Origin of the sequence: Glutamicibacter protophormiae, from assembly GCF_016894325.1 — a bacterium.
GTDB classification, from domain to species: Bacteria; Actinomycetota; Actinomycetes; order Actinomycetales; family Micrococcaceae; genus Glutamicibacter; species Glutamicibacter protophormiae.
On the sequence record NZ_CP069806.1, the window covers coordinates 1,372,238 to 1,393,550 of the forward strand.

General features: G+C 64.8%; 21 protein-coding genes. 18 read left to right on the forward strand and 3 right to left on the reverse strand.

Annotation, left to right across the window (positions count from 1 at the left end):
* The first annotated feature begins 1 nt into the window (after window position 1).
* The 17 genes from thrC (at window position 2) to JQN66_RS06570 (ending at window position 17,288) form a co-directional block, all read left to right on the forward strand.
* Window positions 2-1,102: a threonine synthase gene (gene thrC, locus JQN66_RS06490; RefSeq protein WP_204677100.1), complete on the forward strand. Its 1,101-nt coding sequence runs from the start codon at window positions 2-4 to the stop codon at window positions 1,100-1,102.
* Window positions 1,103-1,228: 126 nt separating this feature from the next.
* Window positions 1,229-2,158, forward strand: coding sequence for a homoserine kinase (thrB, locus tag JQN66_RS06495; protein ID WP_204677101.1), 930 nt, complete (start codon window positions 1,229-1,231; stop codon window positions 2,156-2,158).
* 338 nt (window positions 2,159-2,496) lie between these two features.
* Complete coding sequence (gene rho / locus JQN66_RS06500) at window positions 2,497-4,956, forward strand: transcription termination factor Rho (RefSeq protein WP_204677102.1); 2,460 nt, start codon at window positions 2,497-2,499, stop codon at window positions 4,954-4,956.
* 155 nt (window positions 4,957-5,111) lie between these two features.
* Entirely contained in the window at window positions 5,112-6,185 is a 1,074-nt protein-coding gene (gene prfA / locus JQN66_RS06505) for a peptide chain release factor 1 (protein WP_188948611.1), read from the forward strand.
* Between the two features lie 17 nt (window positions 6,186-6,202).
* Window positions 6,203-7,078, forward strand: a complete 876-nt coding sequence (gene prmC / locus JQN66_RS06510; protein WP_204677103.1) for a peptide chain release factor N(5)-glutamine methyltransferase — start codon at window positions 6,203-6,205, stop codon at window positions 7,076-7,078.
* 37 nt (window positions 7,079-7,115) lie between these two features.
* On the forward strand, window positions 7,116-7,802 hold the full coding sequence (locus JQN66_RS06515; protein ID WP_188948613.1) for an L-threonylcarbamoyladenylate synthase: 687 nt from the start codon (window positions 7,116-7,118) through the stop codon (window positions 7,800-7,802).
* Window positions 7,799-8,917 carry an MraY family glycosyltransferase gene (locus JQN66_RS06520; protein ID WP_204677104.1) on the forward strand — a complete coding sequence of 373 codons (1,119 nt, stop codon included), beginning with the start codon at window positions 7,799-7,801 and terminating at the stop codon, window positions 8,915-8,917. The genes JQN66_RS06515 and JQN66_RS06520 overlap by 4 nt, the downstream gene beginning before the upstream one ends.
* A 169-nt stretch (window positions 8,918-9,086) precedes the next feature.
* Window positions 9,087-9,521, forward strand: a complete 435-nt coding sequence (locus JQN66_RS06525; protein WP_188948615.1) for a hypothetical protein — start codon at window positions 9,087-9,089, stop codon at window positions 9,519-9,521.
* A gap of 264 nt (window positions 9,522-9,785) precedes the next feature.
* Window positions 9,786-10,598, forward strand: coding sequence for a F0F1 ATP synthase subunit A (gene atpB, locus JQN66_RS06530; RefSeq protein WP_374189861.1), 813 nt, complete (start codon window positions 9,786-9,788; stop codon window positions 10,596-10,598).
* 107 nt (window positions 10,599-10,705) lie between these two features.
* A complete protein-coding gene (locus JQN66_RS06535) occupies window positions 10,706-10,918 on the forward strand; it encodes an ATP synthase subunit C (RefSeq protein ID WP_013348621.1) in 213 nt (70 codons plus the stop codon).
* An 80-nt stretch (window positions 10,919-10,998) separates the two neighbouring features.
* Entirely contained in the window at window positions 10,999-11,553 is a 555-nt protein-coding gene (locus tag JQN66_RS06540; RefSeq protein ID WP_188948616.1) for a F0F1 ATP synthase subunit B, read from the forward strand.
* Window positions 11,553-12,365 carry a F0F1 ATP synthase subunit delta gene (locus tag JQN66_RS06545; protein WP_204677105.1) on the forward strand — a complete coding sequence of 271 codons (813 nt, stop codon included), beginning with the start codon at window positions 11,553-11,555 and terminating at the stop codon, window positions 12,363-12,365. The genes JQN66_RS06540 and JQN66_RS06545 overlap by 1 nt, the downstream gene beginning before the upstream one ends.
* A gap of 122 nt (window positions 12,366-12,487) precedes the next feature.
* On the forward strand, window positions 12,488-14,125 hold the full coding sequence (atpA, locus tag JQN66_RS06550) for a F0F1 ATP synthase subunit alpha (protein WP_188948618.1): 1,638 nt from the start codon (window positions 12,488-12,490) through the stop codon (window positions 14,123-14,125).
* A 78-nt stretch (window positions 14,126-14,203) separates the two neighbouring features.
* Window positions 14,204-15,097, forward strand: a complete 894-nt coding sequence (locus JQN66_RS06555; protein ID WP_188948619.1) for a F0F1 ATP synthase subunit gamma — start codon at window positions 14,204-14,206, stop codon at window positions 15,095-15,097.
* Window positions 15,098-15,130: 33 nt separating this feature from the next.
* The gene (gene atpD / locus JQN66_RS06560; protein ID WP_188948620.1) at window positions 15,131-16,579 is read left to right on the forward strand and encodes a F0F1 ATP synthase subunit beta; all 1,449 of its coding nucleotides are present in this window, start codon (window positions 15,131-15,133) and stop codon (window positions 16,577-16,579) included.
* Between the two features lie 2 nt (window positions 16,580-16,581).
* Window positions 16,582-16,851, forward strand: coding sequence for a F0F1 ATP synthase subunit epsilon (locus JQN66_RS06565; protein ID WP_188948621.1), 270 nt, complete (start codon window positions 16,582-16,584; stop codon window positions 16,849-16,851).
* A gap of 8 nt (window positions 16,852-16,859) precedes the next feature.
* On the forward strand, window positions 16,860-17,288 hold the full coding sequence (locus JQN66_RS06570; protein ID WP_188948622.1) for a DUF2550 domain-containing protein: 429 nt from the start codon (window positions 16,860-16,862) through the stop codon (window positions 17,286-17,288).
* A 161-nt stretch (window positions 17,289-17,449) separates the two neighbouring features.
* Here the strand turns inward: JQN66_RS06570 and nagA are convergent, their stop codons facing one another.
* Both nagA and nucS read right to left on the reverse strand, forming a co-directional pair.
* On the reverse strand, window positions 17,450-18,658 hold the full coding sequence (gene nagA, locus JQN66_RS06575; protein ID WP_204677106.1) for an N-acetylglucosamine-6-phosphate deacetylase: 1,209 nt from the start codon (window positions 18,656-18,658) through the stop codon (window positions 17,450-17,452).
* A gap of 9 nt (window positions 18,659-18,667) precedes the next feature.
* Complete coding sequence (nucS, locus tag JQN66_RS06580) at window positions 18,668-19,363, reverse strand: endonuclease NucS (protein WP_188948625.1); 696 nt, start codon at window positions 19,361-19,363, stop codon at window positions 18,668-18,670.
* A gap of 60 nt (window positions 19,364-19,423) precedes the next feature.
* Between nucS and JQN66_RS06585 the strand changes: the two genes are divergently transcribed.
* On the forward strand, window positions 19,424-19,804 hold the full coding sequence (locus tag JQN66_RS06585; protein WP_204677107.1) for an ATP/GTP-binding protein: 381 nt from the start codon (window positions 19,424-19,426) through the stop codon (window positions 19,802-19,804).
* Window positions 19,805-19,817: 13 nt separating this feature from the next.
* Here the strand turns inward: JQN66_RS06585 and JQN66_RS06590 are convergent, their stop codons facing one another.
* On the reverse strand, window positions 19,818-21,239 hold the full coding sequence (locus JQN66_RS06590) for an AI-2E family transporter (protein WP_204677108.1): 1,422 nt from the start codon (window positions 21,237-21,239) through the stop codon (window positions 19,818-19,820).
* Between the last annotated feature and the right edge of the window lie 74 nt (window positions 21,240-21,313).

The following is a 21,313-nucleotide window of genomic DNA, read 5'->3' on the forward strand; positions in this document are numbered from 1 at the left end:
CGTGGCCCACCAGTGGCGCGGAGTCATCCGCGAATATGCCGACCGTCTGCCAGTAGACGAGAACACCAAGGTCATCACGCTCGGAGAGGGCGGCACCCCGCTCGTCTTCGCCCCGGCGCTCTCGGAGCTGACCGGCAGCGAGGTGTACCTGAAGGTCGAGGGCATGAACCCGACCGGGTCCTTCAAGGACCGCGGCATGACCATGGCGATGACCGCCGCGGTCGCCGCCGGCGCCAAGGCCGTGGTGTGCGCCTCCACCGGCAACACCTCCGCCTCCGCCGCGGCCTACGCCACCCAGGCCGGGCTGAAATGCGCGGTGCTGGTGCCGGACGGCAAGATCTCCATGGGCAAGATGTCCCAGGCGATCGCGCACGGTGCTGACATCATCCAGATCGACGGCAACTTCGACAACTGCCTGGAGGTCGCCCGCAAGCTGTCCGAGAACTACCCGGTGTTCCTGGTCAACTCGGTGAACCCGGCCCGCATCCAGGGCCAGAAGACCGGCGCGTTCGAGGTCGTCGACTTCCTGGGCGACGCCCCGGACTACCATGTGCTGCCGGTGGGCAACGCGGGCAACATCACCGCCTACTGGAAGGGCTACAAGGAGTACGCCTCCGAGTTCACCAACCAGGCCGGCGCCGTGCTCGCACCGGTGTCCACCAAGACCCCGATCATGTGGGGCTTCCAGGCCGCCGGCGCCGCGCCGATCGTGCTGGGCCACCCGGTGACCGAGCCGGACACCATCGCCACCGCCATCCGCATCGGCAACCCCGCCTCCTGGGCCCAGGCCGAGGAAGCGCGCGACGAGTCCGGCGGCATCATCGACTCGGTGACCGATGAGGAAATCCTCGCCGCGCACCGCTGGCTCTCCTCCCGCGAGGGTGTCTTCGTGGAGCCGGGCTCCGCGGCCGGCGTCGCGGGCCTGATCAAGCACCACGCCGCCGGCAACGTGCCAGCCGGCAAGAAGATCGTGATTACCGTGACCGGCCACGGCCTGAAGGACCCGGACTGGGCCCTGAAGCAGGCCGACGGCTCGGCCGTCGCCCCGACCAAGGTCGGCTTCGACGTCGTGGAAGTCGCCACCGCACTGGGCCTGTCCTAGACGCCGCCCGCTGCCTGCCGGCCCGTCGCAGCCGCACCGGCACCCGGTGCGGCCGCGGCGGGCCGCTGCACGTTCCGGCTCCGGCCGCCCGCCAACCACCGCAAGCTCAACACCTCGAAGGAACCCATGCAGCAGATCGCCCTGGGCCAGCACCTGATCGTCGCCCCTCCCGCCACCACCGCGAACCTCGGACCAGGGTTCGACTCGCTGGGCCTCGCGCTGGAATTCCGCGACCGGCTGGAGATCCGCACCGCGCAGCGCAGCACGGTGGAGATCAGCGGCGACGGGGCCGAAAGCCTGCCGCGTGACGAATCCCACTTGATCATCCGCGAGATGCACCGCTACTGGGAACAGCGCGGCTTCGCTCCGGCCGGCATCGAGCTGCAGGCAACCAACAACATCCCGCACGCCCGCGGCATGGGTTCCTCCGCCGCCGCGATCGTCGCCGCCTATGCGGCGGCCGATGCGCTGCTGCCGGCCGCCGAGCGCGGGGGACTGGACGCGGTCTTCCAGGCCGCCGCCGCGTGGGAAGGTCACCCGGACAATGTGGCTCCGGCGGTGTACGGCGGATTGAGCATCTCCGCGACCAACGCCGACGGGACCTTCAGCTGCGCGCTGGTTCCGGTGCACGCACAGGTCCGCGCGGTGCTGGCCATCCCGTCCAACGGCCTGTCCACCGAGGTGGCCCGCGGGGTGCTGCCGGCGCAGATCGACCACGCCGAAGCCGCGGCGAACACCGCCTCCGGCGCGCTGCTGATCCACGCGCTGAGCAATGACCCGGCCTACCTGCTCGCCGGCACCGTCGACTACCTGCACCAGTCCTACCGCGCGGCTTCCATGCCGGAAAGCAGCGCGCTGATCGCGCTGCTGCGCGAGAACCAGCTGGCCGCGGTGGTCTCCGGGGCGGGGCCGACGGTGCTTGCGCTGGTGGCCGGGGAGCAGCAGGAACAGCAGGCGCGTGAGCTCATCGAGCAGTTCTCCGCACAATCTTCGGTGTCCTGGCGTGCTGAGTTTCCGCGGCTGGCCGCCAACGGTGTTACAGTAGAAGTGCTGTAGCACTCAAGGCAGACCGGATCATGCGGGCGCCAGCCCGATGATGAACCTTATGGCGAGTGCTGAAGCGGAGGCGATCGGTGCACAGTGCCTGTCGCAGCCGTCCAGCCGTTCCGGATTTTTCCTGCAGCTCGCAGCACCCTTGATATCCCACATCCATGCACAGTCGTGTCGTCGAGATATCAGCTTTTCAAACCCCGTGTACCGCCATCACCGGTCATACCTGAAGGCGGGACGGGTTTTCGTTGGAACAGCCTCCCATTCTGGGCGGCAACACCTCATATTTACGGCACAGTGGGACTGCCGCAAGCAGCCCATCCTACTAGTCAGAAGGAACTTTCGTGACCGAAACCACGAGCCTGAATGAAGGCGTGGACACCAAGACTTCCGAGAACAAGAGCTCGGGCCTGGCCTCTTTGAAGATGACCCAGCTGCAGCAACTGGCTTCGCAGCTCGGCATCACCGGCGGATCTCGCATGCGCAAGGCCGACCTGGTTGCCGCCATCAGCTCCCACCAGCGCGGCGGCTCGATCGCCGCGAAGGACGCTGAAGCAGCCAAGGCCGCGGAGCCGAAGAACGATGCTGCCCAGGCGCCTGCCGCCAAGGAAGCGCCAGCCAAGGCAGCACGCACCCGTCGTGCACCGAAGGCCGCCGCCGAGGCGCCGCAGGCAGCCGAGGCCCCAGCCCAGGAGGCCGCACCGGCCGCCGAAGCCGCAGAGCCAAAGGCCGAGAAGCCTGCCCGCACCCGCCGTACCTCGCGCCGCGTGACCGATTCGGGCAAGATCGGCGCCAAGGACGAGGCAGCCAAGGCAGACACCGCCGAGGCGCCGGCCCAGGCCGAAGCCGCGGTGGAAGCACCGGCCGAGGATGCCGCCCAGGCATCGGCCAAGGAGCGCGCGCCACGCCAGCGCCGCAACACCCGCGCCGCCAAGGCCGAGCAGGGCAGCGAAGCACCGGCGCAGGACGCCGAAGCTGCCGCAGGCGAGGCGAAGGCCGCTTCGGCCGAGGCCGACGCCGCCGAGTCCGCCGACGCGGAGAAGTCCGGCGATCAGCGCGAAGAGCGCCGTGAGCGCGGCAACCGCCGTGAACGCGGCAACCGCCGCGAGCGCAACAACGACCGCGGCGACCGCGCCGAGTCCTCCGAGCAGGATTCGGCCGAGCAGTCCGAGGATCGCCGCGAGCGCAACAACGACCGCAACGAGCGCAACGCCAACCGTCGCGAGCGCAACAACGACCGCAACGAGCGCGGCAACGACCGCGGCGACCGCGGCAACGACCGCGCCGAGTCCTCCGAGCAGGATTCGGCCGAGCAGTCCGAGGATCGCCGCGAGCGCAACAACGACCGCAACGAGCGCAACGCCAACCGTCGCGAGCGCAACAACGACCGCAACGAGCGCGGCAACGACCGCGGCGACCGCGGCAACGACCGCGCCGAGTCCTCCGAGCAGGATTCGGCCGAGCAGTCCGAGGATCGCCGCGAGCGCAACAACGACCGCAACGAGCGCAACGCCAACCGTCGCGAGCGCAACAACGACCGCAACGAGCGCGGCAACCGCCGTGATCGCAACGATCGCAACGACCGCAACCAGGACCGCAACGACCGGAACAACCGCAACCGCCGCGGCCGCCGCGAGGACGACGAGCCGCAGCTGAGCGAGGACGACGTCCTGCTGCCGATCGCCGGCATCCTGGACGTGCTGGAGAACTACGCGTTCGTCCGCACCGCCGGCTACCTGCCCGGCCCGAACGACGTCTACGTCACCCTGGGCCAGGTCAAGAAGTACAACCTGCGCAAGGGCGACGCCATCGTCGGCGCCATCCGCGCACCGCGCGACGGCGAGACCCCGAACCCGCGCCAGAAGTTCAACGCCCTGGTGCAGCTGACTTCCGTGAACGGCAAGATGCCGGAGGACAACCGCGAGCGAGTTGAATTCAACAAGCTGGTGCCGCTGTACCCGACCGAGCGCCTGCGCCTGGAGACCGACCCGAAGCTGGTCGGCCCGCGTGTCATCGACCTGGTCGCCCCGATCGGCAAGGGCCAGCGCGGCCTGATCGTCTCGCCTCCGAAGGCCGGCAAGACGCTGATCCTGCAGTCCATCGCGAACGCCATCACCACCAACAACCCCGAGGTGCACCTGATGATGGTGCTGGTGGACGAGCGTCCCGAAGAAGTCACCGACATGCAGCGCACCGTCAAGGGCGAGGTCATCGCCTCGACCTTCGACCGCCCGGCCGACGACCACACCACCGTGGCCGAGCTGGCCATCGAGCGCGCCAAGCGCCTGGTGGAGATGGGCATGGACGTCGTGGTGCTGCTGGACTCGATGACCCGCCTGGGCCGCGCCTACAACCTGGCCGCCCCGGCCTCGGGCCGCATCCTGTCCGGCGGCGTGGACTCCGCCGCGCTGTACCCGCCAAAGCGCTTCTTCGGCGCCGCCCGCAACATCGAGAACGGCGGCTCGCTGACCATCCTGGCCACCGCGCTGGTGGAGACCGGGTCCAAGATGGACGAGGTCATCTTCGAGGAGTTCAAGGGCACCGGCAACATGGAGCTGCGCCTGAGCCGCCAGCTCGCCGAGAAGCGCATCTTCCCGGCGGTCGACGTCAACGCGTCCTCGACCCGTCGCGAAGAGCAGCTGATGAGCGCCGAAGAGGTGCGCATCATGTGGCGTCTGCGCCGCATGCTTTCGGGCATCGACCCGCAGCAGGCGCTGGAGGTGCTCACCGGCAAGATCCGCGACACCCAGTCCAACGCGGAGTTCCTGATGCTGGTGAACAAGACCACACCGGACAAGCACTAGCGTCCAAAAAGCCATGGCGTCCAGCCGGCCGGCACCTGCCCGGCCGGCTGGACGCCATCGGCGCGTCAACCACCGCGACGCTTAAGACATAGAATTTAACTCGGCCCCACGCGGCCGCTGGCCAGAGATGCGTAGAAAAAAGGAAGAGCAGCCCCATGTTTGAATCCGTCAAGTCGCTACTTGAGGAGCACGCCGAGATTCAGGCGAAGCTCTCCGATCCGGCCGTCTACGCCGACCAGGGCGTGGCCCGCAAGCTGGGCCGCCGCTCCGCGCAGCTGAACGGCATCGTCGAGGCCTACAACAAGTGGCACAGCGCCACCGAGGACCTGGAAGCCGCCAAGGAAATGGCCGACGAGGACCCGGACTTCGCCGAAGAGGTCGAAACCCTCACCGAACAGCTGCCCGAGCTGGAGGAGAAGCTGCGCCGCCTGCTGATCCCGCGCGACGAGAACGACGCGCGCGACGTGATCCTCGAGGTCAAGGGCGGCGAAGGCGGCGACGAGGCGGCCCTGTTCGCTGCCGACCTGCTGCGCATGTACACCCGCTACGCGGAGCACAAGGGCTGGAAGGTCGAGATGATCTCCTACAACGAGTCGGACCTCGGCGGCTACAAGGACGCCCAGGTGGCGATCAAGGGCAAGTCGAACGACCCGGCCGAGGGCGTCTACGCCCACCTGAAGTTCGAGGGCGGCGTGCACCGCGTGCAGCGCGTGCCGGTCACCGAATCGCAGGGCCGCATCCACACCTCGGCCGCCGGCGTGCTGGTGCTGCCCGAGGTCGACGAGCCCGAAGAAGTGGACATCCACGCCAACGACCTGAAGATCGACGTCTACCGCTCCTCGGGCCCCGGCGGGCAGTCGGTGAACACCACCGACTCCGCCGTGCGCATCACCCACCTGCCCACTGGCATCGTGGTGGCCATGCAGAACGAGAAGTCGCAGATCCAGAACCGCGAAGCCGCCATGCGCGTGCTGCGTTCGCGCCTGCTGGCCCACCAGCAGGAGATCATCGACGCCGAGAACTCCGCGGTGCGCGCCAGCCAGATCCGCACCATGGACCGCTCCGAGCGCATCCGCACGTACAACTACCCGGAAAACCGCATCGCGGACCACCGCACCGGGTACAAGGCCTACAACCTGGACGCGGTGATGGACGGCGACCTCCAGCCGGTCATCGAATCCTGCATCCAGATGGACGAGGAAGAGCGCCTGGCGGCGCTGGGCGAGTAGTCAGCGCCCGTACACCCGTGGAGAATCCGCTACCCGTCCGCGAGCTGTCAGCCGTGCGCCGCGCCGCGCTGGCGCAGCTCGCCGCCGCGGGCGTGCCCAGTCCCGCGGCCGACGCCGACCTGTTGGCCTGCCACGTGCTGCGCGTCGAGCGCTCGGAGCTGAAGCTGCGCGAACTGCGCGGGGAGTCCTTCTCCGAGCCGCAGTACGCGCTGTATGCATCGCTGCTGGAGCGCCGCGCCGCACGCATCCCGCTGCAGCACCTGACCGGCGAGGGCCACTTCCGCTACCTGACCCTGAAGGTCGGGCCCGGGGTGTTCTCGCCGCGCCCGGAAACCGAGACCGTGGTCCAGCTGGGCTTGGACTTCCTCGCCGAGCAGGGCCTGGCCGCCCCGCGCTGCGTGGATCTGTGCTCCGGCTCCGGGGCCATCGCCGCAGCGCTGGCCAGCGAGGCGCCGCAGGCCGCCGTGTGGGCCGTGGAGCTCTCCGACGACGCCATCGGCTACACCAGGGCCAACTGCGAGCCGCTGGGCGTCACGGTGCTGCACCGCGACGCCTCCGCGTTGCCGCCAGAGCTGCACGGCACCATGGACCTGGTCGTCTCCAACCCGCCCTACATCCCGCCCAACGCGGTGCCCCGCGAACCGGAGGTGCGCGACCACGACCCGCAGATGGCCCTGTACGGGCTGGGCGAGGACGGTCTGCAGATCCCGCGTGCCGTCGCCGCCGAGGCGCGGCGCCTGCTGCGCCCCGGGGGGCTGTTCGTGATGGAGCACGCCGAGGTGCAGCAGGAGTCGGCAGCCCAGCTGCTGCGCGAGACCGGATTCACGAGCGTGGCCGGGCACCCGGACCTGTCCGGACGACCGCGCTCGACCAGCGGCTGCGCGCCGCGCTGAACTACCCACCCACCACACCACATGAAAGAATGATCCCGTGAGCACACGATTTATGGTCAGCAACGAGCAGGAACACGCTGCAGGCATCGAGGCGGCGCGCGCCGCGCTGTCGGCCCAGCGCTGCATCGTCCTGCCCACCGACACGGTCTACGGGATCGGGGCCGACGCGTTCAGCGCGCAGGGCGTGGCGATGCTGCTGGCGGCCAAGGGCCGCAGCCGGACCATGCCGCCGCCGGTGCTGATCGCGCAGTCCGCCACGATGGACGGGCTGGCCCGCGACATCCCGGACGAAGCCCGCAAGCTCGCCGAGGCCTTCTGGCCCGGGGGACTGACCCTGATCCTGCAGGCGCAGCCGTCGCTGACCTGGGACCTGGGGGAGACCCGCGGCACGGTGGCGCTGCGCGTCCCGAACGACCAGACGGCCCTGGAGCTGCTGGCCGCCACCGGCCCGCTGGCGGTCTCCTCCGCCAACCGCACCGGCAACCCGGCGGCCACCTCGGCCGACGAAGCCGTCGCCCAGCTGGGCGAATCGGTGGACGTGTACCTTGACGGCGGCTCGCGCGCCGCGCAGGACGACGCCGAGACCCTGCCCTCGACCATCGTGGACTGCACCGGCACCCGGCTGAAGGTGGTCCGCGCCGGCGCGATCTCCATCGAGGAGCTGCGCGTGGTCGTTCCCGCCATTCTCGATTTGGGACAGGACGACTCCGGCCAGGGCGCATGAGAAGCTACGTCCTGCTGATCGCGTTCAGTTTCGCGGTCTCCTTCCTGCTTACCCCGATCGTCCGCTCCGTGGGCGAGCGGTTCACCGGCAACCAAAAGGTCCGCGCCCGCGACCAGCACGAAAAGCCGATCGTGAAGTTCGGCGGCGTGGCGATCATCGCCGCCTTCGCGCTCGGGCTCGGGCTGGCCAGCCAGCTCAGCTTCTTCCGCGGGGTCTTCGGGAACACCGAACCGATCACCGGGATCGTGCTGGCGCTGCTGGTGATCCTGCTCCTGGGGCTGGCCGACGACATGTTCGATCTGCGCTGGTGGTTCAAGGCACTGGGCCAAGTCCTGGTGGGCGGGATCATCGCCGGGCACGGGATCGTGATCCAGTCCCTGCCGGTGGGTTCCTGGCAGATCGAGCACAGCTGGATGCAGATCGCCATCACCATCTTCCTGATCGTGCTCACGATGAACGCGATCAACTTCTCCGACGGGCTCGACGGGCTGGCCGCGGGGCTGGCCGCCATCGGGGCGGCCACCTTCTTCGTCTACTCCTACGTGCTGGCCACCCATGTCAGCGCCGACGACTACGCCAACATGGGTGCGCTTTTGTGCTCCCTGCTGCTGGGCGCCTGCCTGGGCTTCCTGCCGCACAACTTCAACCCCGCGAACATCTTCATGGGGGAGAGCGGCGTACTGGCGATCGGCATGATCCTCTCGGTGGCCACCATCGCCGTCACCGGCGACGTGCAAGGACTCGAAGCGCAGCGCTTCCGCAACATCCCGGCCTACATGCCGATGCTGCTGCCGATGGTGATCGTCTTCCTACCAGTACTGGACCTTGTGCTCTCGGTGCTGCGCCGGCTGGCCAACAAACGCTCACCCTTTTCACCGGACGCCAAGCACATCCACCACAAGATGCTCGCGCAGGGCCATTCGGTGCGCCGCGCGGTGATCCTGCTGTACCTGTGGGCCGGCTTCATCGCCGTATCCGTGGTTTCGATCGCGTTCATTCCTATCGTATTGATGATTCCGATCGTCATCTTGCTGTTTCTCGGTGTGGGTCTTGCCACATGGAAACCGCTGGTCGAAGACCGCTTCCGCGCACTGCGCAAGAAGCTGGCCAAGTAGCCAATCCGCCCAAGATGACGCTCCGCCTGACAACAATCTCTTTCTATCTCGTGTAGAATTCAATGTGGATGTTCTCCCGGAACAGTTTTGTTTGCAGGGAGATTTGAGTTTCATCAGCATCGATAGGTGCAACATGGATCATCGATTTAGACGAAGGAAGGATGCGGACTTGGCTTCTGGTTCTGCCCGCGTCAGTGCTTCGTCTGCACCGAAATCCATCTGGTTGCCGATTCTTGGCCTGTCATTGGTGTACTCGATCATTGCAACTGCAGCCTTTTTCCTGATTTCTTGGCTCGTTGCCGATCTTGAGTATGCGTTATCCGGCGCACTTGCCGCCGGTGTGGTTATTGGCTTTTTTGCTATTGGCATTCTGATCGCTGAAGCTGCAGGGCGAATCCGTCGTTCGTGGGCCATGCCCGCGTTTCTGGCGACGTTCGTCATCAAGGTGTTCGGCGTCGCCTTCGTTCTGTTGAACCTGGGGTTGCCCGATTGGGTCAACCGTCAGGGATTCGTACTTGCTGCAGCCATATCTCTCGTTGCCTGGCAGGTTGGTGAGGTCCGCGCCTTCATGAAGGCTCGCCTTGCCATCTATAACGAGGAATAGGGCTTAGACCTCTGACTCTTATGTCGGAGAGATGCTGTGAGTTTGATAAGCTTACTAACGGGTCACTTTCGGCCGTGCGCTTAATTGGGTGCGGACGAATCGGATTCATCCTCGGGGAAACCCGGGGGTGCCACTTGTCAGAGTTGATGCTAATGGCGACAGCTGTGAGAAGTACCCGTTTGATCTTTTCTTCACACGGTGAAAGGCAGTTACCGCCAGTCACCACCTTTTGCCCGTGACCGTTACTGCAGAGAGGACAGCGCGTTGTTCGCGTTTGCGCTCCCAATGGCCTCAGAAGAAGGCGGTTTCGTACCGCCAACAGTGTCCGACACCCACCTCCCGGATCTTTTCCCATGGATGGCTGAGTACGGCACTGGTTTCGGCAAGCAGATGCTCATGATCGTCCTGTCGATCGTGCTCATTACTTGGTTCTTCACCGCAGCCATCAAGAACCCGAAGTTGGTTCCAGGTAAGATGCAGTACCTCGCTGAATCCGGCTACGCCTTCGTGCGTAACGGCATCGGCCGCGACATCATTGGCGAGAAGAACTTCCGTCCTTGGATTCCTCTGCTGTTTGCGACCTTCTTCTTCGTACTGCTGAACAACCTCTTCGGCGCAATTCCGTTCTTGCAGCTTCCATCGTTCTCACACGCTGGTTCTGCATACGCGATGGCAATCATCATCTACGGCACCTGGATTGCCGTAGGACTGAAGAACCACGGCATTCGCTACTTCAAGCTCGCCGTAGTTCCGTCCGGTGTTCCGGGCTGGATCATGCCTCTGATGATCCCGTTGGAAATCATTTCTAACTTCATCGTTCGCCCGCTGACGCACTCGCTGCGTTTGATGGCAACGATGCTGGCCGGTCACATGATCGTGATGTTGGCAGCTGCCGGCGCACGTCACCTGATCGTGGTTCAGGATTCCCTCGCCATGAACGGCCTGGGTGTTCTGGTCATCGCCGGATCGGTTGCCATGTACTTCCTGGAACTTCTGATCATGGTGCTGCAGGCGTTCGTTTTCGCCCTGCTGACCGCGATCTACGTCCAGGGTGCGATCGAAGCCGACGCCCACTAGGCCTAAACTCCACTTCTTCCAACCAAACAGATCTTCCTTGGGCTACTCAAGGAATACCTCACAACCTACCGGCACGAAGCTCGGTATCTTGAAAGGAACATAATCACATGTTGCACGGCTCCCTGAATATGATCGGCTACGGCCTGGCTGCTATCGGTTCGGCTATCGGCGTTGGCCTGATCTTCGCTGCCTACATCAACGGTGTTGCTCGTCAGCCAGAAGCACAGCGCATCCTGCAGCCAATCGCAATGCTGGGCTTCGCCCTTGCAGAAGCACTGGCCATCCTGGGCCTGGTTTTCGCTTTCGTCATCGGCGCCTAGTCTTTTCGCAACTGTAGTGGCCTCGCCACTATCGCGAGGCATACACACAAGCGGAAACTAGTAGATAAGGAATAGTGAGAATGAACAGCACTGACTTCATCCTCGCTGCGAGCGAATCGGCAAACCCGTTGTTGCCAAACCCGTGGGAAATTCTCGTCACGGGCGTTGGTTTCGCGGTCCTTCTGTTCATCGTCATCAAGGTGATTGCTCCGAAGTTCGAGCAGTCCTACGAAGATCGCGTCACCGCGATCGAAGGTGGCCTGGAGAAGGCCGAGGCAGCGCAGAAGGAAGCAGAGGAGACCTTGGCACAGTACAAGGCCCAGCTTCTGGAAGCCCGCACCGAGGCTAACCGCATCCGCGAGGAAGCTCGCAGCGAAGGTGCTCAGATCCTTGAAGATCTGAAGACCAAGGCAACCGACGAGGCTACTCGCATCAGCGAGCAGGCTCAGCGTCAGATCCAGGCCGAGCGCACCGCCGCTCTGTCGTCGCTTCGCACCGACGTGGGCACTTTGGCCACCGAGCTTGCAAGCAAGATTGTTGACGAAGCTCTGAAGGACGATGCCCGTGCACAGCGCGTGGTAGATCAGTTCCTGAACGATTTGGAAGCTCAGCAGAACGCAGGTGCATCGAACTAATGGCAAGTGTATCGAGCGAGTCATTGGCAAAGGCTTTGGAGTTCCTGGAACCCAAGCTGGCACTGGCATCTTTGGAGCTGCCGAAGGAACTGTTCGCGGTCCTGGAAGTACTGGATGCAAATGCCGGTCTTCGCCGAGCATTGACTGATCCGGCCCGTGAAGCTGCCGAGAAGGCAAGCCTGTTGGCACAGCTGCTGCGCGGAAAGGTTTCGGCCGACGCCGAGTCCACCGTCGCCCAGCTGGCTTCCACCCGCTGGAGCTCGGAACGCGACATTAGCGATGCGCTCGAAACGCTGGCTGTCACTGCGCTGACCGCAGTGGCCGAGCAGCAGGACGGCGCTTCGGGGCTGGACAAGCTGGAGCAGGATCTGTTCTCCTTCATCGAGGTAGTTCGTTCAAACCACGAACTGCAGCGTGCGTTGGATGATGCGCAGGCCCCAGCCGAGGCAAAGAGCGCTCTGGCGCTCAAACTCGTGCCCAACGCGTCGCGGACCGCGCAGGTGTTGATCTCCCAGGCAGTTTCGGCCCCTCGCGGGTTGAAGCCTAGTGCTCTGATTGAGCGTTTCGTCGAGCTCGTGGCCAAGCGCCAGCAGCGTTGGATCGCCTCGGTGACCAGCACTGTGCAGCTCTCCGAAGCCCAGTTGCAGCGTCTGGAGATCAGCTTGAACAAGGTTTACGGTCGCCAGCTGAAGCTCAATGTCACTACCGACCCGTCGCTGATCGGCGGACTGGTAGTCAAGGTGGGCGACGAAGTTGTCGACGCTTCCGTGGCATCTCGTGTGGCCGAATTGCGCCGCGCCCTGGCCAGCTAGAACTTCGTCCAGGGGCTAGCCCCTGGCAAAGTTCTGGCTCGCCGGGACCAACACAGACTTCATTCACATCGATTCACCACTGATTTACGGTGGATCACAATTTAGGAGAGCAGGGACTGCAGATGGCCGATTTGACCATCAATGCCGACGACGTCCGTAATGCCCTAAACGAGTTCGCATCTTCCTACGAACCGGGTAAGGCAGAGCGCACCGAGGTGGGACGCGTTGTCGCAGCAAGCGACGGCATCGCCAAGGTGGAAGGTCTTCCTTCCGTCATGGCCAACGAGCTGCTGAAGTTCGAAGACGGCACCCTGGGCCTGGCCCAGAACCTCGATACCCGTGAAATCGGCGTCGTGGTGCTCGGTGACTTCACCGGCATCGAAGAGGGCCAGAAGGTCGAACGCACTGGCGAGATTCTCTCGGTTCCAGTAGGCGACGGCTTCATGGGCCGCGTGGTTGACCCGCTGGGTGAGCCAATGGACAACCTGGGCCCAATCGAGTCCGAAGGCCGCCGTGCTCTGGAACTCCAGGCACCAGGCGTGACCGAGCGTAAGTCGGTTCACGAACCGCTGCAGACCGGCATCAAGGCTATCGACGCCATGATCCCGATCGGCCGTGGCCAGCGTCAGCTGATCATTGGTGACCGCCAGACCGGCAAGACCGCAATTGCAGTCGACGCCATTCTGAACCAGCGCGCCAACTGGGCCACCGGTGACCAGACCAAGCAGGTTCGCTGCATCTACGTTGCAGTGGGCCAGAAGGCTTCGACCATCGCAGCCGTGCGCCAGACCCTCGAAGACCAGGGCGCTCTGGAGTACACGACCATCGTGGCCTCCCCAGCATCCGACCCTGCAGGCTTCAAGTACCTGGCACCCTACGCAGGCTCGGCCATCGGCCAGCACTGGATGTACGGTGGCAAGCACGTTCTGATCGTGTTCGATGACCTGTCGAAGCAGGCTGAAGCCTACCGCGCTGTGTCGCTGCTGCTGCGCCGTCCGCCAGGACGCGAAGCCTACCCGGGCGACGTCTTCTACCTGCACTCCCGTCTGCTTGAGCGTTGCGCCAAGGTTTCGGACGAGCTGGGCGCAGGTTCGATGACCGGTCTGCCGATCATCGAAACCAAGGCGAACGACGTCTCGGCCTTTATCCCGACCAACGTCATCTCGATCACCGACGGCCAGATCTTCCTGCAGTCGGACCTGTTCAACGCCAACCAGCGTCCAGCTGTCGACGTGGGTGTCTCTGTTTCCCGCGTTGGTGGCGCCGCCCAGGTGAAGGCCATGAAGAAGGTCTCCGGTACCCTGAAGCTTGAACTGGCTCAGTACCGCGACATGCAGGCCTTCGCCATGTTCGCTTCGGACCTGGATGCCGCTTCCAAGCAGCAGCTGACCCGTGGCGCACGTCTGATGGAACTGCTGAAGCAGGGCCAGTACCAGCCGTACGCCGTCGAGGACCAGGTTGTCTCCGTGTGGGCCGGCACCAACGGCTACCTGGACGATGTCCCGGTGGAAGACGTGCTTCGCTTCGAGCGCGAGTTCATCGACTACCTGCGTCACCGCACCGAGGTCCTGACCGTTCTGGCACAGACCGGCAAGCTGGAAGACGAGACCGTCGAGGCCATGAAGGCAGCCATTGCTGACTTCAAGGCCGGATTCTTCGGCCAGGGTGACGACCAGCTGGTCGCCGCAGGTCACGAAGAGCACGACGCTCTGGATGCCGAGTCCGTCGACCAGGAACAGATCGTCAAGCAGAAGCGCTGACAATTTCCATGACGTTTAGGGGTACGGCGTCGTCTCCGGCGCCGCACCCCAAACGTTGGGAATAAGGAAAGGACACACATGGGAGCCCAGATTCGGGTCTACCGCCAGAAGATTGCCTCGACCTCGTCGATGCGCAAGATCTTCAAGGCGATGGAACTGATCGCTGCATCCCGCATCGGCAAGGCACGTAGCCGTGTTTCGGCTTCGCTGCCGTACGCCAATGCGATCACCCGTGCAGTTACCGCCGTCGCGTCCCAGGCCGATGTTGAACACCCGCTGACCACGGAACCGGCGAATGTTCGCCGGGCCGCGGTGCTGGTGATGACCTCGGACCGAGGACTCGCCGGGTCCTACTCCGCCAGCGTTCTGAAGCAGGCAGAGCACCTCGTGGAACTCCTGCACGGAGATGGCAAGGAAGTCAAGACCTACTTGGTCGGCCGCAAGGCCCAGGCTTACTTCGATTTCCGTTCGCGCGAGTACGCCCGAGTGTGGACCGGGAACACCGATTCCCCGCAATTTGAAACCGCACGCGAGCTGCGCGAAATCCTCCTTGAGGACTTCGCTAACGATTACGAGCAGGGTGGCGTGGACGAGATCCACGTTGTTTACACCCAGTTCAAGTCGATGGTCACGCAGGAACCGACGGTTATCCGTCTGTTGCCGTTGGAGGTTGTCGAGGGTGAAACCGAGACTCCAACCGACGAGCTGTTGCCACTGTACGAATTCGAGCCGTCGCCGGAGGAAGTGCTGGACGCACTGCTGCCGCGTTACATCGATTCGCGTCTGTTCAACGCCCAGCTGCAGGCCGCAGCCTCCGAGCTCGCTGCCCGCCAGCGCGCGATGAAGGCCGCGGGCGACAACGCCGGCGAGTTGATCAAGAAGTACACGCGACTGCGTAACAACGCCCGTCAGGCTGAAATCACCCAGGAGCTTTCGGAAATCGTCGCCGGCGCAGACGCGCTGAACGACTAGCCGAATCCTCCTACCAGACAAGAAGTGAGAAAGATGACTGCCCAACTCAACGAGCAGGTTACCGCAGGGGCCACCGGTCGTATTGCCCGCGTGATTGGCCCGGTCGTGGACGTCGAGTTCCCTGCCGATGCACTGCCTGCTATCTACAACGCACTCACCGCTGAGCTGACCCTCAACGGTGTAACCAAGACCATCACCTTCGAAACCAGCCAGCACCTCGGTGACGGCCTGGTTCGCGCAGTATCGCTGCAGGCCACCGACGGCCTGGTTCGCGGTGCGGCCGTGAAGGACACCGGCGCTTCGATCTCCGTCCCTGTTGGCGACGGCGTCAAGGGCCACATCTTCAACGTGCTGGGCGACGCCCTGGACGTTGATAACTCGGAGATCCAGGTCACCGAGCGCTGGCCAATCCACCGCCAGGCACCGAAGTTCTCTGATCTTGAGGGCTCGACCGAGATGCTGGAAACCGGCATCAAGTCGATCGACCTCCTGACCCCTTACATCAAGGGTGGCAAGATCGGTCTGTTCGGTGGTGCAGGCGTGGGTAAGACCGTGCTGATCCAGGAAATGATCACCCGTGTTGCACGTAACTTCGGTGGTACCTCGGTATTCGCCGGCGTGGGCGAGCGCACCCGTGAAGGTAACGACCTCTGGGTCGAAATGGACGAGGCCAACGTCCTGAAGGACACCGCCTTGGTGTTCGGCCAGATGGATGAGCCACCAGGCACCCGTCTGCGCGTGGCACTGTCGGCTCTGACCATGGCGGAGTACTTCCGCGATGTGCAGAACCAGGACGTGCTGCTCTTCATCGACAACATCTTCCGCTTCACCCAGGCCGGTTCCGAGGTGTCGACCCTGCTGGGCCGCATGCCTTCCGCCGTGGGTTACCAGCCGAACCTTGCCGATGAAATGGGCCTGCTGCAGGAACGCATCACCTCGACGAAGGGCCGCTCGATCACCTCGATGCAGGCAGTCTACGTCCCGGCCGATGACTACACCGACCCGGCTCCGGCAGCAACTTTCGCCCACCTGGATGCAACCACCGAGCTGTCGCGTGAAATCGCGTCGCGCGGTCTGTACCCGGCCATCGATCCGCTGACCTCGACCTCGCGAATCCTGGATCCGCAGTACATCGGTCAGGCTCACTATGATACGGCCATCCGCGTGAAGGCCATCCTGCAGAAGAACAAGGAACTGCAGGACATCATCGCGATCCTCGGCATCGACGAACTGGGCGAAGAGGACAAGGTCGTCGTGGCACGTGCACGTCGTATCCAGCAGTTCCTGTCGCAGAACACCTACACCGCAAAGCAGTTCACCGGTGTTGACGGTTCGACCGTTTCCATCAAGGACACCATCGAGGGCTTCACCGCCATCTGCGATGGCGACTTGGACCACATCGCAGAGCAGGCGTTCTTCAACGTCGGTGGTTTGGACGACGTAGAGCGCCAGTGGGCTGAAATCCAGAAGGCCAGCAAGTAACCATGGCCGAACTTCAGGTCGAAATCGTTGCGGCCGACCACTTCGTGTGGTCGGGCCCGGCGAAGCTGGTCAAGGCTCGTTCGGTAGACGGCGAGATCGGAGTTCTGCCCGGTCACGTTCCGATGCTGTCGGTGCTTGCCGCTGGGGATCTGGAAATCGAACCGATTTCCGAGTCCCGCTTCTCGGTCCAGATCGACGGGGGATTCTTCTCTGTTGACTCGGATCGCGTCGTGATCGTTGCCGACAACGCTGTTCTTAACAACGCAGCGTAGGCGATGAATTGATTGAGATTACCGCACCAGTTCTCATAGCGCTGCTGGTTCTAGCCGGCATCGTGATGTTCTTTGGCGCCATGGCCGTGCGTCGCATTCAGTTGCGGCGCACGCTGGGCACCTTCGACGCCTCCATCCTCACGCCCAAGGGCAAGTGGATGATGGTGATCGGCCGCTACGGCGGCGGACATGTAGATCTGTTGCGGTTTTTCTCTGTCTCGCCGATCCCCAGCTTCGTGGTCGAACGCCGCGGGCTGGATGTCACGGGGTGGCGTCGCGCCGACGAGCAGGAGGCCTTGCGGATTCCGCCGGGCTTCGTGATCGTCCAGCTGACGCGCAACGGCGAACCCCTGCTGCTGGCCATGGACTACCGGGACTACACCGGGTTCTCGTCCTGGCTTGAAGCAGGGCCGATTGCCGGCTCCTGGCAGATCTAGACAAGAACTTTTTGATCCCGCCTCCGGACGGCCGTTCCCTTCGTGGAACGGCCGTCCGGAGGCGGGATTTTTTATGCTGTCAGCGGTCCTGGAGACAGATGGCAAAGGCCCGCCGTATCGCAAGCTGATTGCGAAGCGGCGGGCCTGGTGCAGGGAACACGCTAGAGCAGCTGGCCCTTGCGGAAAGTTTCGACCAGTTGCAGCTGCGAGTCCAGCACCAGCACGTCGGCGGCGAAGCCGTAGTGCAGCGACCCGACCTCGTCGGCCAGCCCGATCAGCGAAGCGGGATTCACCGTGGCAGCGTAGACCGCCTGCACCAGCGGAATGCCGGCGGCAACGGTTTCGCGCACGATCTGCAGCAACGTTGCGGTGCCGCCGGCCAGCGAGCCGTCCTTGGCCAGGCGCGCCTGGCCGTCGGCGACGGTGACGTCTTGCGGGCCGAGCGAGTAGCTTCCGTCGGCCAGGCCGGTGGCGGCCATGGAGTCGCTGACCAGCAGGATGCTGCGGGCACGCACGAGGTTGAACATCAGGCGCACCGTGTCGGGGGAGAGGTGCACCCCGTCGCCGATCAGCTCGATGTAGGCGTCGCCGCGCTGGGCGGTCTCCAAGCAGGCGGCCACGGGGCCGGGCTCGCGGTGGTGCATCGGCGGCATGCCGTTGAACAGGTGGGTCACCGTCGGCTTCTCGGTGAATCCGTCCACGCCGGCGCTGCGCAGCTGCTCGCGGGCGAAGAGCAGCGAATCGGAAGTCTGCGCAGCCGTGGCGTTGGTGTGGCCCAGCGACGGGACCACGCCGTAGGAGACCAGCTGGCTGATCAGCTCCTCGCTGCCCTCCAGCTCCGGGGCGTAGGTCATGGTGCGCAGCTGGCCGCGGGAGGCGGCGAACAGCTCGTCGACGAACTCCGGCTGCGGATCGGAGAGGAAGCGCGGATCCTGGGCGCCGCAGCGGGCCTCGGAGAGGAAGGGCCCTTCGGCGTGGATGCCGGCAATCAGGCCTGCTTCGGCGAATTCTGCGAGGATTTCGGCGGCCTCGACCATCGCGCCGCGATCGGCGGTAACCAGCGAAGCCAGCAGGGTGGTGGTGCCGGCCTTGTGGAGGTAGCCCAGGGCCTCGGTGACCGACTGGTGCTCCGGGGCGGCGAAATCGGCGCCCACCGCCCCGTGGCAGTGCAGGTCGATCAGACCGGGAATCAGGACGGCGCCCTCCGGGACCGGATGCACGGCGAATTGATCGGCGTCTTCCTTGGCGAGGAAGTCGTCGCGGTTGCCGGCGAAGGCGATGCGGTCATCTTCGATGGCCAGTGCGCCATCGGTGACCTTCATTCCGTCGGAGACCAGGGTGGCGAACAGTACTAAGCGCGAAGCAGTCATGCTCCTAGCTTAGAAGAGACGGCCCTCCGAGTCATCGACTCCGCGCATTGCGTCGTAATCGAGGGTGAGGCAGCGGATGCCGCGGTCCTCGGCCAGCGTGCGGGCCTGCGGCTTGATCTGCTGGGCGGCGAACACCCCGGAAACCGGCTTGAGCAGGGGATCGCGGTTGAGCAGCTCCAGATAGCGGGTCAGCTGTTCCACGCCGTCGATGTCGCCGCGGCGCTTGAGTTCGACGGCCACCGTGGCGCCTTCGCCGTCGCGCGCCAGGATGTCCACCGGGCCGATCGCGGTCATGTATTCGCGGCGGATCAGCTTGTGCCCGGTGCCCAGCAGCTCGATCTGCTCTGCCAGCAGGCGCTGCAGGTCGGCTTCCACGCCGTCCTTGATCAGGCCCGGATCGGTGCCCAGCTCGTGGGCTGAATCATGCTCGATCGCGTGGAACTGGATGGTCAGGCGGTCATCGCTTTTGGTGCTGGCCACGGTCCAGGTATTGACCGAGCCCAAGGCTGCGGCATCCTCGTCGGGGGAACCTTCCCGCAGGGTCAGCGGCGGGTTCATCCAGTTCAGGGGCTTGTAGCTGCCCCCGTCGGAATGGATGAGCACCGAGCCGTCGGCCTTCACCATGATCAGGCGGGTAGCCAATGGGAGGTGGGCCCGCAGACGGCCCTCGTAATCTACTGAACACTTCGCAACCACTAAACGCACCTGACACACTCTACTAGCTGTGTGCGATGGGCGCTGCCGGAATACGGCATGATTAAAGACATGCCACGTTCCAACCGCCCCCGCCGCACATCCAAACCCCGAGGCAATTCCCGGGGTTCCTCCGGCGGCGGATCGCGCTACGAGGACGATGCCGACGGGGATTTCGGCTCGGCGCGCCGCGAGGACGATTGGATGCAGCGCGCCCGCTACGGGGTGGTCATGCTGCAGGACGCCCCGGACGGGCAGTGGCATGTGCGCAAGATTTCCCCGCTGAACGCCCAGAAGACCTACACCTGCCCGGGCTGCCACCGGCAGATCACCGTGGGCGTGGCCCATGTGGTGGCCTGGCGCGCGGACCACTGGTCGGGCGACGACGCCGCGGCCACCGCCCGGCGCCACTGGCATCCGCGCTGCTGGGAAACCCGTTCCTACAAGTACTAGCCGCGGTGATTGGCTAGAGCCGATCCTGGCGGGCGATGAACACCTCGCGCAGCAGGATCATCGCACTGGCGGCGACCGGGATGGCCATCAGCGCCCCGGTCACCCCGGCCAGGGTGCCGCCGGCGATTACGGAGATCACCGCGACGGCACCCGGCACCGCCACCGCCCGGCGCATGATGCGCGGTGAGACGAAGTAGGCTTCCAGCTGCAGGTAGCCGAAGTAGCACAGCGCATAGATCAGCGCCGTCTGCCAGCCCAGCGACAACGTCACCAGGGTGACCAGGATGCCGGCGATGACCCCGCCGACCAGCGGGATGAACGCCAGCACCGCCACCAGCAGGGTGAGCAGCGCCGCGAACGGAACCCCCAGGATCGTCATCAGCAGCAGCGCCACCAGCGAGTTGAGGAACGCGACGGTGGCCTGCCCCATCACGTAGTTGCCGACCGAACTGGTGATGCGCACCGCCAGCTCGCCGGCGCGTTCGCGCTTGGAACGCGGGGCCAGGCGCAGCCCGAAGGCCATGATGGTGGGCAGCGAGGCGAGAAAGTAGATCGCCAGCACCAGCACGATCAGGATGCCGAACATCGACTGGGCCACGGTCTGCGAGACGCCCAGGACGCCGCCGAACACGTTAGTGATCGCGCCGGAGTCGCCGAAGAAGCGGTTGACCTCGTCGTCGAGTCGCTGCGTCAACGCGTACTGGCGGTCGATCTGCACCAGCCACTCGCTGTTCAGGAAGTTGTTGATGATGGTCGGCGCATCGGTGATGAACGAGGTGATCTGCGTGACCAGCGTCGGGATGATGAGCGCCATGAACCCGCCGAAGAGCGCCAGGATGCCGAACATCGTGGCGGTCACCGCCAGCGGGCGGCTCAGCCCCTTGGACACCATCCAGCGCACGACCGGATCCAGTCCCAGCGCGATGAACAGCGCGATCGCGATCCAGGTGATGAGTGCGCCGACGTTGGTCAGCACGTAGTATCCGCCCAGGGCCAGGCCCACGCCGATCGTGCCCAGGAAGCCCAGGGCGATCGGGTGCAGCGCCGGGATCGGATCCGGAACCTCCAGGTCGTCGTGGGCCAGCTCGCCCAATGCATCACGGCGCGGGGTGTGCAAAATGGCGGCGAGCCGGCGGGAAAGCCTGCGCCGCAGCGAAGCCTTTTCGGCATTGGCGGAGGCCTGGGCCGGCGAGGGGGGTCCGACCCGCGGCGCGGCGGGCTGCGCCCCGGAAACCCGGGGCGTCGAGGCGGTATCCGGCGCGGGATCGTCGACGGTGAATTCCGCGCCTTGGTCGCGATGCTGGCGGCGGGCATGGTGGTGCAGCGGATCAGCCGGCGGCGGGTTCTGCCGCGTGTCCGGTTCCCCCGCCGGGGAGGGGATCGGCCCGGTGGCCGGAGCTGGCTCGTTTGGCTCGTGCGGCTGATCTGACTGCATGGCACCGAGCTTACCGCGCAAACTGCTTTTCGGTGTGCCCAAAGACACCGCGGACTTGGGTGATTGAGCCAGTT